Origin of the sequence: Moraxella caviae (assembly GCF_002014985.1) — a bacterium.
In the GTDB taxonomy this organism is placed as follows: Bacteria; Pseudomonadota; Gammaproteobacteria; order Pseudomonadales; family Moraxellaceae; genus Moraxella; species Moraxella caviae.
This window is the reverse complement of record NZ_MUXU01000072.1, coordinates 1-14,648: the sequence shown is the minus strand read 5'-3', so window position 1 is coordinate 14,648 and position 14,648 is coordinate 1. Positions and strand designations below refer to the sequence as shown.

The window sequence follows — 14,648 nt, the reverse complement described above, 5'->3', positions numbered from 1 at the left end:
TTATCTACGTCAGCCCCTTAAATAAAACATGAACAATCCCCAAGCTCTCAAACTGATTATAACAAATATTGATTAAAAATCAAGGATGAATTTATATGAATGAAGATAAAATCCAAAAATATTCCAAATAATGTCCGTTGAACGCTCTCAACCTTATATTAAAAACACCCAAACTTTAAAATCAGCCTTGGAATTGTATAAGAAAAATAGTGAGCTATGTGCATTATGCTGGACACCTATACAGCACTGCGAAGTTGTTTTAAGAAATATGATTGATAAGGCATTGGTTGTGGCTTATGGTGAAAATTGGTTGGTTCAAACCGTATTTTTAAACACACTTAAAGAATATAAACGCCATAAAATTGATACTAGTATCAAAAAATTTATGCGCAAGAATAAATCTCTAGAATTTAATAGAAATCAAGTTGTTGCCGATCTAGAATTGTCATTTTGGCAAGAAATTACATCTAAAAAGTATTTAAATCGTGTTTGGGTGAAAGCGATTGATGCTGTATTCCCAAATAGACCAAAGAATCTTTCGGTAGAAGTATTTATAAAGGAATTGTACGCCAATATTGAAATAGTCAGACGTTTAAGAAATCGTATTGCGCATCACGAACCGATATATTATAAAAATATCAATAAAGCAATCAAGGCGATTGTTTTTATCTTGCAAGCAGCATCGTCAGAATTTTTAGAGCTGACAAATCCTTGTTTTCAGCCCATACAAGACAAAATGTCAGACATCAATCATTTGTTGTAGCCAAAGCACCAATAGATTGACTTGCCAGTCTATGAAACAATTCATGACCTTTTTGTTTATGTTTTATTGAGCGGCTGTTATTGCTTAAACAACAAAACCGCCCATCACACCACAAAACACTTCAAAAGATATAAAAATGTTAAGATTTAGACATTTTTATGTAACATTATGTAGCTAGAATAGAAAAAAGGTTGTAATTTTTTGCGAATATGGGTATCCTAAGCCCATTCGTTTTGAATATTTTGAAAAATTTGTCATGATTTTGCGCTGACAGGGTAGCATTGATGCGTTTTTAATGGTAAAATGTCGGTTAGTAATATCACGTTACAAATTTTTTAACCAAAACCCTGACCATTCCTTTGGAGGAAGTTATGAAACTAAATAAAATCGCTCTAGCAGTGATTGCCGCAGCAGCAGCTCCAGTAGTTGCAAATGCTGGCGTAACCGTAACCCCACTACTACTAGGTTACCACTACGTTGACAACTCAACTGACGACAAGCAACGCGAAGTATTGCGTACTGGCAAGCAGTTGAACAACGAACAAGTTGCAGGCGGTAAGAAAGGCTTGACCAACCCAAAAAACGGTGGCGTTGCTAAAGAAGACAGCCTATACACTGGTGCTGCACTAGGTATCGAGCTTACCCCATCTACTCAATTCCAAGTAGAATACGGTGTGTCTGAAGCAAATGCTGAAGCAGCTGAATACTCAGCAGACTTCGGTGGCAACCGCTTTGACGCCAAACAAGAAATGATCACTGGTAACTTCCTAATCGGTACTGAGCAGTTCACTGGCTACACCGACAGCAAGTTCAAGCCATATGTATTGATCGGTGCTGGTCAATCTAAGATCAAAGTAGAAAACCGTGAGCAATTTGTTGCTGACGCAAGCAACGGTAAAGTTGTTGCTGGTCAAACAGTTCCAGCTGGCACTGAAGTTGCAGAAACTAAAGACACCATCGGTAACATCGGTCTAGGCGCTCGCTACCTAGTAAATGACGCACTAGCACTACGCGGTGAAGTTCGTGGCGTTCACAACTTTGACAACAACTGGTGGGAAGGTCTAGCGCTAGCTGGTCTAGAAGTAACTCTAGGCGGCCGTCTAACTCCAGCTGTACCAGTAGCTCCAGCTCCAGAGCCAGTTGCTCCTACAGTACTTGAAGACGTAGTTGTTGACAGCGATATGGACGGTGTGCCAGATCACCTAGATGCTTGCCCAGGCACTCCACGCAATGTAGTGGTTGACGCTCGTGGCTGCCCAGTAACTGAAATGCTACAAGAAGACCTACGTCTAGAACTTCGCGTATTCTTTGACCGCGACAAGTCTGCGATCAAACCACAATTCCGTGAAGAGGTAGCGAAAGTTGCAGAAAAAATGCGTGAATTCCCGAACGCAACTGCAAGCATCGAAGGCCACGCTTCTAAAGACAGCAACCGCTCAAGCGCTAAATACAACCAACGCTTGTCAGAAGCTCGTGCAAACGCTGTTAAATCAATGCTTTCAAACGAGTTCGGTATTGCTCCAAACCGTCTAAGCGCAGTTGGTTACGGTTTCTCACGTCCAATCGCTCCAAACGACACTGCTGAAGGTCGTGCGATGAACCGTCGCGTATTTGCTACCATCACTGGTAACAAAACTCAACAAGTTACTCAAACTAAAGCAGCTCAATAATTCTTATTGAAATGCCAGTTTGATAAAACTGAGTTCACAAAAAGCCGCCATCTTGGTGGCTTTTTGCTTTTGGGCGTTTGTATTGTTGAATGTTTGGTGTTGTTGGGTGTTTGGGCAGAGTGGGTTTTTAAATGGATTTTGGCAGAAATGAGCGCGCAGTTAAAAACAAGGCGCAAAAAGGAAAACGCCCACGATGGCGTGAGCGTTTTGATAAATTGACGGGTCTGTGGCTTGATGGCTGTGGTTAAGCTGTCATACGATGAAAGTCAAAGAAACTAAGCGATGGCAAATTTCAAACCCAAAGATTGCATAACGCCAAATACAGTGGAAAAAGTAGGATTGCCTGCGTCTGACAAGGATTGATATAGTGCGGTGCGTGTTACCCCAGTATCTGCGGCAACCTGCGCCATGCCTTTGGCTCTGGCTACAATGCCAAGCGCATGAACAAAGTCTGAAGCCGTTCCCGTTTCGGCAACTTCTTGTAAAAACACACGATAGTCATCTTCGGTTTTTAAATAGCTTGCGATGTCTAATTCTTTCATGGATTTTCCTAGTGATTTAGGGTGCGTAATAATTTGTGTGCGGCGTCTATGTCTTTGCTTTGACTGGCTTTGTTGCCGCCTGTAATCAACAAAACAACGGTATTTCCTTGCAAGGTGTAATAAATACGAACACCGCCACCAAACGTTGTGCGCAGTTCAAACAGCCCACCGCCTAATGCTTTGTAATCGCCAAAGTTGCCATTTTCCACTCTGGCAAGCCGAGCTAAAATGCGCAGTTTTGTCGTTGGGTCTTTTAGGCTGTCAAACCATAAAATGTATGGATCTAAGTATTTTAACTGATACATTTAACATATTCTCGTTTTATTGATGTATTGTCTTATAAAAAAGACAAACTTTCAAGACTTGCTCAGAATTTATTTTCCCAAAATCCCATCATAACGCCACAAAATATGCTATAATGGGCGGTTACGTTCGTCTGGCGGCATTCGCCATCGTGCGTCCCATTTCAACCTATTGTGCTTGGCACAACCCTTTAAGAACTGAGTATTTATGGCAAACGACATTAAAAATTTGCGCAACATCGCCATCATCGCCCACGTTGACCACGGCAAAACCACATTGGTAGATAAATTGCTACAACAATCAGGCGCGCTTGGCGAGCGTTCTGGCGAGATTGAGCGTGTGATGGACTCAAACGCCCTAGAAAGCGAGCGTGGCATCACCATCTTGGCGAAAAACACCGCAATCCGCTGGACAGACCCACGCAGCAATACCGAATACCGCATTAACATCGTGGACACTCCCGGCCACGCCGACTTCGGTGGTGAAGTTGAGCGTGTGATGAGCATGGTGGACTGCGTGCTTTTGTTGGTGGACAGCCAAGAAGGCCCAATGCCGCAGACACGTTTTGTAACCCAAAAGGCGTTTGCGCGTGGACTTAAGCCAATCGTGGTGATTAACAAGATTGATAAGCCAGCTGCGCGTGCGGATTGGGTGATTGATCAGGTGTTTGATTTGTTTGACAGTCTAGGCGCAACCGATGAGCAGCTGGATTTCCCAATCGTGTACGCGTCTGGTATTAATGGCATTGCAGGGCTTGAGCCTGACGCACTTGCCAGCGACATGACACCGCTGTTTGAGACGATTGTGGATATTGTTGAGCCGCCAAAAGTTGATGTGGACGGCCCATTCCAAATGCAGATTTCTAGCCTTGACTATAACAGCTTTGTGGGCGTGATTGGCGTTGGGCGCATTCAGCGTGGCAGCGTGAAGACGAACACACCTGTTACTGTGATTGACAAAGACGGCAAAACTCGCAACGGCCGTATCCTAAAAATCATGGGTTATCACGGACTTGAGCGTGTGGACGTGGACAGTGCGCAAGCGGGCGACATCGTGTGCGTGACAGGTCTTGATTCACTGAACATCTCAGACACCATCTGCGACCCGCAAAACGTGGAAGCCTTGCCTGCGTTGTCTGTTGATGAGCCGACCGTTTCTATGACTTTCCAAGTCAATGATTCGCCATTTGCAGGTAAAGAAGGTAAGTTTGTAACTTCTCGCAACATCCGTGAGCGCTTGGATCGTGAGCTGATTCATAACGTGGCTTTGCGTGTGGAAGACACCGACAGCCCAGAGAAATTCAAGGTTTCTGGTCGTGGTGAGCTGCATTTGTCGGTATTGATTGAAAATATGCGCCGTGAAGGTTTTGAGCTTGGCGTATCACGTCCGCAAGTCATCATGAAAGAGATTGACGGCGTGATGTGCGAGCCGTATGAGAACGTAACTTTTGACGTGGAAGAGCAGCACCAAGGCTCAGTCATGCAAGAAATGGGCAACCGCAAAGGCGAGCTGAGCAATATGGAAGTGGACGGCAAAGGTCGTATCCGTATTGAAGCGACTGTGCCATCGCGCGGTTTGATCGGTTTTCGTTCGGCATTTTTGACGATGACGTCTGGCACGGGTATCATGACTTCGAGCTTCTCGCATTATGGCCCTGCCAAAGAAGGTACGGTCGCCAAGCGTCAAAATGGCGTGCTGGTGTCTATGGTAACGGGTACTTGCCTAGGCTATGCGCTGTTTAGCTTGCAAGAGCGTGGACGACTGTTTGCCAAGCCGCAGCTTGAAGTGTACGAAGGCATGATTGTGGGTATCAACTCACGCTCGGACGACATGGTGGTAAACCCAACCAAAGCCAAGCAGCTGACGAACATTCGTGCGTCTGGTTCGGACGATGCGATTATCCTAACGCCTGCGCTGGAATACACGCTAGAGCAAGCGTTGGAATTCATTGAAGATGATGAATTGGTGGAAGTAACGCCAAAATCTATCCGTATTCGTAAGAAGTATCTGACCGAAAACGAGCGTAAGCGTTTTGGCCGTAAAAAAGACGCTTGATACAAAAGCTGCTTAGCATAAACGCCGCTTAAATCTAAATCTTTGACGGTATTTGGGTTTAAGCACTGGATAAAACGCACTGCGATGGTGGTGCGTTTTATCGTTTTTAAAATATGGCGTGCGGAGTGTGTATTTAGCCGTTGGTGGTATTTACATAAGGTAACACAATCACGCATAAAAAACACAAAGCGGTATGGCAAATGTGGTATTCTATCTTTAAGTTTTAACGTCTGCTTGTCGCATTGGTGGTGGACGAATAGTCTGGTGTAATTTTGGCACTCGCTTGAGTGCTTTTATTTTTGAATTTAAGGGTTTGTATCATGAGCATGATTCAAGAGTTTAAAGAATTTGCCCTAAAAGGCAATGTGATGGATTTGGCAGTGGGTGTAATCATCGGCGGCGCGTTTGGTAAAATCACCACGTCGTTGGTAGAAGACATCATCATGCCAATCGTGTCTTTCATCATGGGCGGCGAGCTGGATTTCAACAATATGTTTGTCCTGCTTGGCGATGCGCCAGAAGGCGTGCCGATGACTTATGAAGCACTAAAAGAAGCAGGCGCACCAATGCTTGCGTACGGCAGCTTCGTAACCGTGCTGATTAACTTCGTTATCTTGGCGTTCATCATTTTCTTGATGGTGAAAGGCATGAACAAAATGCGCCGCGCCCAAGAAGAAGAGCCAGCAGCAGACGAGCCATCAGAAGAAGTATTGCTACTTCGTGAAATCAGCGCCAAATTGGATAAATAATTGGCGTGATTTGGCAGGCGTGCGCTGTTGGTGCGCCTTGCCGATACGATTTGGTTTGCAACCCAGCCCAGCGTTTTTGACGTTGGGTTTTTATTTTTGTGGGGTGGGTTTGTGAGATGGGTTTGTGGATTGGATTAAAGAGCGGTTTGTAAGTTGGGCTGAGTGTGTGAATTGTAAGTTGGGTTGAGCGGAGCGAAAACCCAACATGGATTTGAAGTTAGCCTTAAAAATGTTGGGTTATGCTTCACTAACTGGGCTTACACTGCGCTAATTGGGCTTACGATTATTCCATTAAGCCAACTTACGGTTCTCTGCTCAAACAACTTACGGTTTTTTCTTAACCAGCTTAGATTGCTTTGCTAACTTATCTACCGTCTAGGCTGGCAAGTTACTTCTGCTCAATAAGAACCACGATTAAAAATCCATCAACTTTTTAAAGGCTGGCATTTTGGGCAGTACACGCTGGCACGTCCACCGATTTTGATGTTTTCAAGTGGCGTGCGGCAGTTTTCGCAAGGTTCGCCATCTCGTCCATAGGCGAGCAGTACTTGCTGAAAATAGCCCGTTTTGCCTTCGCCCACGGTGAAATCTTTGAGCGTTGTGCCGCCTTGAATGATGGCTTTGCCCAGCACGTCTTTGATGTGGGCGGCAAGCGTGGAAATTTCGTCAAAATCCAGCAAATGCGCAGGCGTGGCAGGATGAATGCCTGATAAAAACAGGCTTTCGGCGGCGTAGATGTTGCCCACGCCAACCACGCAGGTCTGATCCATGATGACGGTTTTGATGGGTTTTTTGATGGCGATGGGTGTGCTTGGTTTTGGCTTGCCGTCTTTGTCAAGTTTTGGCAGCTTGGCAAATCGTCCTAAACGCTGAATGTAATGATACAGATATTCGCCAGTAAATTCATCGTCCAGCGGCTCTACGCCCAAATGCGCCAGATATTTATCGCCAAAGCCATCGAGCGTGTCAATGTGTGCGTCATTATGCGCCCAAACCACAATGCCAAAGCGGCGTGGGTCGTGATAATGCAGGGCGGTGCCATTGGCAAAGGTAAATAGCAGATGGTCGTGCTTGCGTGCGCCATCTTCGGCGGGGTGCTGCTGTAAGCTGCCAGACATTCCCAGATGAATCAGCAGCGTTTTGCGGTCATCGCCTGCGCTGTTGACAAAATCCAGCAGCAGATATTTGGCACGGCGGCGCACGTCTATCAGCCGAAAGCTGACAAGGCTTGGCAAGTCAGGCGGCATCATTTCACGCAGCTTGGGCTGATGCACAGCAACGCTCTGTACGCATTCACCAAGCAAAGGCGCAAGGCTGGCTTTGGTGGTTTCAACTTCTGGCAATTCTGGCATGGTTGCTCTTTTTGGTTGTGGGTTTGAAAGCTGGCTAATGCTGGTTGCAAACAGCCGATTTTAAATCGTCTTTTCAATCATTTTTAAAATCGTCATCAGCCCTAGCCGGCTTGTCTTTTTAAGCATTTAAGTGCTGCGTCTTGCGTGAATCACGCCCGGCTGCTGCTCGATTTTATTGAGCAGGCGCGATAAGTGCGATAAGCCCGCCACTTCCACAAAAAATTTCATGGTGCTGATGGCATCGTCATTATTGATGGTCTCGGCACGGTGAATGTTCACTTTTTCTTTGTCAATGACGTGCACCAAATCACGCAGCAAACCATTGCGGCTGTAGGCTTCCACCATCACCGCCACAGGCTGATACCGCCCAAAACTTTCTTGCCAATGCGCCACCACGCTGCGTTCAGGTTCACGCTCCAGCAGGCGCAAATATTCGCTGCACGCTTGGCTGTGAATGCTGACGCCGTTTGACTGCGTGATAAAGCCGGCAATCGGCTCGCCATGCACAGGATTGCAGCATTTGGCAAGGTGCAGCTCCACATTGTCAAAGCCTTCTAGGTCAATTTTGTATTTATTTGGGCGTGAAGGCGTTTTGATTTCAATGCTGCTTTCGTTAGCGCTGTCGCTGCTTGGCGTGCTAAGTCCTTGTTTGGTAACGATTTTTCCTGCCAGCTGCACCGCGCTGATTTCGCTCATAAAAATGCCAAGATACAAATCATCTTCTGAGCGGACGTTAAATTCTTCAAAATAATCACTCAACGCCACTTGCGATAGACTGATGGATAAGCGATCCAATTCTCGCAGCAGCAAGTTTTTGCCCGTTTCAATGTTTTTATCACGGTCTTGCTTATTAAACCATTGGCGCAGCTTAGATTTGGCGCGGTTGGTGTGAATGTAGCCAAGCGATGACACCAGCCAATCACGGTTTGGCTCGCGTGTGGATTTGGTGATGATTTCCACTTGATCACCCGTTTTTGGCTGATGGGTGAGCGGTACATAGCGGCCATTGACACGCGCGCCTTGCGCTCGGTTGCCCACTTCGGTATGCACATAGTAGGCGAAATCCAGCACGGTTGCGCCTTTTGGCAGCTCGGTGATGTCGCCATCACGACTAAAGACGTAAATGCGCTCGGCATTGTCAAGGTCTAAATCATCATCGCCGACCTGTTCATCGGTTTTGTCGTTGATGAGCAGCTGGCGCAGTGAGCTGATTTTGGCGGTGAGATAGTCGTCTTGTTTGCCTTTTAAGCCTTCTTTGTAATTGACGTGCGCCGCCTTGCCAAGCTCTGCTTCAAAGTGCATATCAAAGGTGCGAATCTGCACTTCCAGCGTGCGATGTTCGGCAATCACCACCGTGTGCAAAGACTTGTAGCCGTTTGGCTTGGGATTGGTGATGTAATCGTCAAACTGCTCTGGAACGTGCCGCCACAGCCCATGCACCACGCCCAGCGTGTAGTAACATTCGGCATTGGTATTGACCAGCACTCGCAGCGCACGGATGTCGTACAGCTGATCAAAAGACAGATTTTTTTGTTTCATCTTACGCCAAATGGAGTAGATGTGCTTGACACGCCCAGACACTTCGCCTTGAATGCCCGCACGCTCAAGCGCTTCCATGAGTGTGGATTTGACGTTGTCAATGTAACTTTCTCGCTCGCTGCGTTTTTCGGCAAGCAATGACGCAATTTTTTTATATTCATCTGGCGCAAGATAACGAAACGCCAAGTCTTCTAATTCCCATTTTAGCTGGGCGATGGATAAGCGGTGCGCAAGCGGGGCGTAGATGGTCATCACTTCGCGCGCCACACGCTTTTGGCGGTCAGGCGGCGCAAAGGACAGCTCACGCATGGCAAAGGTGCGCTCGGCAAGTTTAATCAGTACCGCACGCACGTCATTGGTGGTGCTGATGAGCATACTGTAAATGGTGGAAAGTTGCTCGCGCTGATTGCTTTCAAAATAATCTTCTAGGCGTTTATTGCTTTCGATGCTTTCAGACAGCCGTCCCATCGCCAGCGCATCTTCTACCAAATGGGCGATGTCTTCGCCAAAGTTGGTGCAAATGGTGCTGATACTCACCAATTCACGGCGTGCCGCACGGTACAGCATGGCAGCGACAAGGGCGTTTTCGTCTTGGAATAAATACGCCAAAATATCCGCCATGCCAATGCCTGTGGCGTATGCGCCAGAGCGGCTGACGTGGGGTTTGTTGGCTTGGGTTTTGACAAAATCGCACGCCTTTTTTAGCATGGGCAAATCAGGCTTGCCAATGCGCGCGGCGACTGTGGCGATCCATGTTGCCACGTCAATGTCCGCTTCGCTAATATTTGCAGGCGATTCAGCCAGATTTGAGTGGTCAAGCGTGGTGGTGAGCTTGGGATTGGTCAGCTGCGCTTTAAAGTCTGGGTGCAGCTGCTGCGCCACAAGACTTGCCGCCAACGAAGCGCTGTCGGTGCTGCTGTTATTGCCACCCAAAAGCGGTAGGCTATCACGAATCTGTACCACAAGTCGTCCTTTTTGATGGTGTTTGGCTGTGCTGTACAGCGCAAAGAAAGATGGGAAATCTTGGATAAATCGTCTGCTATTATGGCATTTTCACACCAATTTTTAAAGGCAAAAACGCTGATTTTGGGGAAAAACTTTTAGGATTTTTGGAATAAGTAAATAAAATCAACGCATTATAAAAACATACAACTGCTTACAAATATTCACTAAAAATTTGGGAGAGAGTAAGGAAGGTATGGCAGTATAAAAAAACCAGCCATTTATAACAACACTTCTTGAAATAATGGTGTGTTTTAAGCTGGTATTAGTGAAATTGATAAAGGGAGTTTAAAGTTATGAAACTTGCAAAGATTCAACTTGCCAAAACTTCATTGGCACTACTTGCAACTTCTGTGATGGCAGCGGCAAGTGCGATGGCAAATGATTTGCCGCCTGTGCCACAGACCATTGCGCAGTTTTACGCCAAAGATTATGGAGTGTTTAAAGCAGAAATCCAAAGACGGCTCAATATAGTCTTCTCAATTTAGCTTGATACGTCGTTGGCTCGCCTTGCTGTACTATTTGTACTATCTGCGGCTCGCCGCCTTGTCTCAAGCTAAATTGCTTTGACTATATCTATAAATGACTAGCCAAATCTCTGAAAAAGTGATTGAGAAATTTGGCGCAGATATGATTGCGGGTGTGTTTTTTGACCATACGCAGGATTTTAAAATCGTCATTCGCACCACCAAAAAAGGGCAAAAATCAAGAGATGTGCTGAAATTTGCCAGCGAAAATTTTCCTGAATTGCAAATTGAAGTTATACCAAATTCGCCGAGAAATTTTCGTGCGATTGAAAACATCATCAATAATCAAGCCAAAGTGCTGAGCAAGAAAATCGCAGGTTTTCAGTCGTTGGGTTATAATCCAGCAACGGATAAGCTGGTTTTGTCCATCTATGACCCAAGCGCAAAAGACGCCAGCGAGCTGATCGAAAAGTACAAAATTGACAAACTGTCCGGCATGGAAGTGGAAGTGCAGCTGCTGAGTTCGCCGATTGCAACAGCAGCATTGATGGGCGGTGTTGAAATGCAGTCAATAGCTGGTAGATGTACAGCGGGATTTGGTGTGCGTGGAGAGAATAATCAGCCGGGGGTTGTAACAGCTTATCACTGCACAAATAATGGCACCGAGAAAAATTATGTCTTGCAAGATCACGAAGGTGCAAGGCATATGCTGACACTACAAACTCCCAAGCCGTCAGCAAATCATGATATGGCGGTATATCTTGCACCTGTTGGCACGGCATTAAATGCCAGATATAATAAGCATGGTGTGCAAGGTAGCGAGCCAGAATTTGTACGCTCGCAAGGCAAAAGAACAGACTTAAAGATAGGTCAATCTTATGTGTGCCATTCGGGCGTAAAAACAGGCTTTAGCTGTGGCACTATTTCAGGTGTTCGCGTAACCGTGCTATCTGTTGATAAAACTAAGAAGGTTGGTGATGAATATTTAAAAGCCTGTAATACTGCCCAAGACGTATGTAATGCAACTTTTGTTTCTTTTTCTGGACCTGCATTAAGATGCGCTAGTGGAGATAGTGGCGGACCTGTTATTAATGGCTCAATAGCTTACGGCATTACTAGTGGCTGTTCAGCAGGCACTGTCACAAAAGATGGAAATCCAGTAATTTATGCTTCGTCATTAGATTATCTTTCCGAATTGCCAGCTAAATTGGCGCTTGCTCCATAGGTGTAAAATATGCTAAAACCAACCAATAAACTGCCAGCAATCCTTTTGCTGGCAACTGCGCTCACTGCTTGCGCCACTATGCAAACGCCAGCCATGCCCAGCACCACAACCGAAGAGATTGTATTGCAACGAGTTCAAGACCCAGCAATAATGGAGGGTGTGGATAAGTGGGCGCGAGCCAATAACGCTCAGTGGCTGGCTGCAGGTTTTGATCATAGAACGCACAAATTTGATATTGAAATAGAGTTTTATGACAAATATACGCTCAAAAAACTTGCTAAAATGGAGCGTGAGCTTAGCCAAATTACCAAATTACCGGTGCAAATCACACCTGTAAGGCGCATATCTCCATAGCCTATCATTGTTATCTTTACCAAAAAATCGGACGCTGCCTGTCCGATTTTTTATTTGTCTGTTTGCCAAACTTGTCAAAATTTTGGTGATATTTTCCCACAATGGTTAAAATCTGTGCTATAATTTACCGCTTGCAGTCGGTAGATTAGACTGCCATCAGCACGCTGTGTGATTTGAGTTTTTGATTTGTGCGCCTGACCCGATGAATGTTTTCATTATTAAGCTTAACGCTTGTGATGCTTCGGACGACTGGTGCTGCCATTTTCAGGCTTGCTGCCAACTTGCAATGAGTTGTCATCAGCAGACAAGCCAAGATGCTTTTCAACCTTCCTAATGACAGTGATGGCTTGCCAAAAGTGCGCTTTGGCGTATTGGCGAGCGGACTAACCACAGCAGAATTTCTATTTTTACAAACGACACGCTTTTGATAAAAGGCGCAGGCGTGCTTTTTGTGCGTTTGTCGTTTGATTGTTTTGGACATTGTATGACTAATTTCACCACCCCTTCATCAACTCAAACACACACCGCAAACCCAGCCGTGATGGGCGATGCCAGCGCACACAGCGCAACTTTGCACGACAAAAACGCAAACACTGACGAGCAAGAAGTGAGCTTTGAGACGCTGGGGCTGCATTCACGCATTTTAAATGCGCTAAAAAACAGCGGCTACACACGCCCAACGCCCATTCAAGCGATGGCAATTCCGCACGCCATGAACGGCAGAGATTTGCTATTGTCTGCGCAAACGGGTTCTGGCAAGACGGCGGCGTTTGTGCTGCCTGTGCTAAATCGCCTTGCCAATCCTGTCAAACCAGCCGCTGACAAGGAAAATTTTAGCCAAAAATCGCACAATCGCTACCAAAAACCGATGATTAAGGCGCTGATTCTTACGCCAACGCGCGAGCTTGCCTTGCAAGTGCAGGATAACGTGCGTGGCTATGGCAGCGGTTTAAAAGGCGTGTTCAGCGTGCCTTTGGTGGGTGGCGCGCCTTATGGTGGGCAAATTCGTGCGCTGCGCAAGGGCGTGCAAATCGTGATTGCCACGCCGGGGCGTTTGATTGACCATCTGAACGAAGGGCGTGTGGATTTGTCCGAGCTTGACACGCTGATTTTGGACGAAGCGGATCGTATGCTGGATATGGGCTTTGCCGATGATATTCGTGCCATCGTGGACGCAGCACCGAGCGCACGCCAAACCATCATGTCATCAGCGACGTGGGACGGTGCGGTGGGCAAGATTGCCGAGAGTTTCACCGTCAATCCTGAGCGTGTTTCTATCAAGATTGAAAGCGCGCACATTGATGAAAGCGTGTATTATTGCGATGATTTTTATCATAAAAATGCGATTTTGACGAATTTGCTTGCCAGTGGTGACATCAATCAAGCGGTGATTTTTACCGCCACCAAGCGCAGCACCGAAACGTTGGCAGAAAGCCTAAATGACGCTGGATTCAAGGCGCGCTATTTGCATGGTGATTTGCCACAAGCCAAGCGCAACCGCATCATCAATGACGTCAAACAAGGCAAATGCGATTTTCTTATCGCAACGGACGTGGCGGCGCGCGGTATTGACATTTCGGCAATCAGCCATGTGGTGAATTACGATTTGCCACGCCAAGTGGAAGATTATGTGCATCGCATCGGACGCTGTGGTCGTGCTGGGCGTACAGGCGTGGCGATGAATTTGTGCAGCATGGACGACCGTAAGCAGCTAAATAACATCAACCGCTATCTAAAACGCACCATGAAAGAAGCGGTGGTAGAAGGGCTTGAGCCAAAACGTGCCAGACCGCTGGAAGAAAAACGCAATAAGCGTAGCGACAAAACCAAAGGCGAGCGTGGCGTACGATTTGGCAGACAAGATGGACGCAAACCAAGCCGCCGTCATGATTTGGCAAGACAAGAGCGTGATTTTGAGAAGCGTGAGTTCGGCAACCGAGAATTTGGCAACCGAGAATTTGGCAACCGAGAATTTGGCGGTCGTGATTTTGGTAACCGTAATTCTGGCAATCATCATGGACAAAAACGCTTTGCTAATCGTGAGCGCAGTTTTGACCGCAGCGGTGAGCGCAATTTTGAAGAACGTGGCGAACGCAGCTATGAACGCAAATTTGACGGCAAACCAAAGCGTGCGCACGGTGGGCGTGCTTATGATGAGCGTGCTGGCGTGTATTCACCAAACGGTGAGCGCGCGCCAAAACGCAAGGCGAATTTTGATAAGCCAAGCTATGACAAAAGTTATGATAAAGGCTATGAAAAAGCAGGCTATGCCAAGCCAAATCGTGATAAATCAAGCCGTGCCAATGCAGGCAAAACGGCGCATAAAAAACCACGCATGGTAGAAGAAGTATTTTTCTCTGGCAAGCGTGCGCGTAAATTTGGCGATTTGTAAATCGCTGATATTTGGCGATAAAAATCGGGCTGATGTACAGTCCGATTTTTTTTGTGGGCTGGGTGGGATAAAAACTTGGTAAATTTAATGGCTTGATTTTAAAAAGGTTGGGTTGTGCTTACGCTCACCCAACCCACAATTCCAATTCATAACCCTAAACCGTAAGTTGGGTTGAGTGTGGCGAAAACCCAACAAATTCAAGGATTTGCCCTAAATAGATACCATCCCCACCCCC

General features: G+C 46.4%; 12 protein-coding genes. 8 read left to right on the top strand and 4 right to left on the bottom strand.

Annotated elements, in window-relative coordinates; all coding sequences use genetic code 11:
* The first annotated feature begins 130 nt into the window (after nt 1–130).
* The gene (locus B0181_RS10250; RefSeq protein WP_078277402.1) at nt 131–763 is read left to right on the top strand and encodes an Abi family protein; all 633 of its coding nucleotides are present in this window, start codon (nt 131–133) and stop codon (nt 761–763) included.
* Between the two features lie 371 nt (nt 764–1,134).
* Nucleotides 1,135–2,433 (top strand): OmpA family protein, encoded by a 1,299-nt coding sequence (locus B0181_RS10245; protein WP_078277401.1) that lies wholly within the window; start codon nt 1,135–1,137, stop codon nt 2,431–2,433.
* 275 nt (nt 2,434–2,708) lie between these two features.
* Here B0181_RS10245 and B0181_RS10235 read toward each other — a convergent pair whose 3' ends face one another.
* Both B0181_RS10235 and B0181_RS10230 read right to left on the bottom strand, forming a co-directional pair.
* Entirely contained in the window at nt 2,709–2,975 is a 267-nt protein-coding gene (locus B0181_RS10235; protein WP_078277399.1) for an addiction module antidote protein, read from the bottom strand.
* Nucleotides 2,976–2,983: 8 nt separating this feature from the next.
* Nucleotides 2,984–3,280 (bottom strand): type II toxin-antitoxin system RelE/ParE family toxin, encoded by a 297-nt coding sequence (locus tag B0181_RS10230; protein ID WP_078277398.1) that lies wholly within the window; start codon nt 3,278–3,280, stop codon nt 2,984–2,986.
* Nucleotides 3,281–3,485: 205 nt separating this feature from the next.
* Here B0181_RS10230 and typA point away from each other — a divergent pair, with 205 nt between their 5' ends.
* Together typA and mscL are read left to right on the top strand one after the other, a co-directional pair.
* Nucleotides 3,486–5,333 carry a translational GTPase TypA gene (gene typA, locus B0181_RS10225; RefSeq protein ID WP_078277397.1) on the top strand — a complete coding sequence of 616 codons (1,848 nt, stop codon included), beginning with the start codon at nt 3,486–3,488 and terminating at the stop codon, nt 5,331–5,333.
* 320 nt (nt 5,334–5,653) lie between these two features.
* Nucleotides 5,654–6,082, top strand: a complete 429-nt coding sequence (gene mscL / locus B0181_RS10220) for a large conductance mechanosensitive channel protein MscL (protein ID WP_078277396.1) — start codon at nt 5,654–5,656, stop codon at nt 6,080–6,082.
* A 425-nt stretch (nt 6,083–6,507) separates the two neighbouring features.
* Here the strand turns inward: mscL and mutM are convergent, their stop codons facing one another.
* Both mutM and B0181_RS10210 read right to left on the bottom strand, forming a co-directional pair.
* Nucleotides 6,508–7,434: a bifunctional DNA-formamidopyrimidine glycosylase/DNA-(apurinic or apyrimidinic site) lyase gene (mutM, locus tag B0181_RS10215; RefSeq protein ID WP_078277395.1), complete on the bottom strand. Its 927-nt coding sequence runs from the start codon at nt 7,432–7,434 to the stop codon at nt 6,508–6,510.
* A 126-nt stretch (nt 7,435–7,560) separates the two neighbouring features.
* Nucleotides 7,561–9,936 carry a RelA/SpoT family protein gene (locus B0181_RS10210; RefSeq protein ID WP_078277394.1) on the bottom strand — a complete coding sequence of 792 codons (2,376 nt, stop codon included), beginning with the start codon at nt 9,934–9,936 and terminating at the stop codon, nt 7,561–7,563.
* Nucleotides 9,937–10,271: 335 nt separating this feature from the next.
* Between B0181_RS10210 and B0181_RS10205 the strand changes: the two genes are divergently transcribed.
* The 4 genes from B0181_RS10205 (at nt 10,272) to B0181_RS10190 (ending at nt 14,413) form a co-directional block, all read left to right on the top strand.
* Entirely contained in the window at nt 10,272–10,463 is a 192-nt protein-coding gene (locus B0181_RS10205; protein ID WP_078277393.1) for a hypothetical protein, read from the top strand.
* A 94-nt stretch (nt 10,464–10,557) separates the two neighbouring features.
* Nucleotides 10,558–11,667, top strand: coding sequence for a S1 family peptidase (locus B0181_RS10200; protein ID WP_078277392.1), 1,110 nt, complete (start codon nt 10,558–10,560; stop codon nt 11,665–11,667).
* Nucleotides 11,668–11,676: 9 nt separating this feature from the next.
* On the top strand, nt 11,677–12,021 hold the full coding sequence (locus tag B0181_RS10195; RefSeq protein ID WP_078277391.1) for a hypothetical protein: 345 nt from the start codon (nt 11,677–11,679) through the stop codon (nt 12,019–12,021).
* A gap of 541 nt (nt 12,022–12,562) precedes the next feature.
* Nucleotides 12,563–14,413 (top strand): DEAD/DEAH box helicase, encoded by a 1,851-nt coding sequence (locus B0181_RS10190; RefSeq protein WP_078277403.1) that lies wholly within the window; start codon nt 12,563–12,565, stop codon nt 14,411–14,413.
* Nucleotides 14,414–14,648 lie beyond the last annotated feature (235 nt).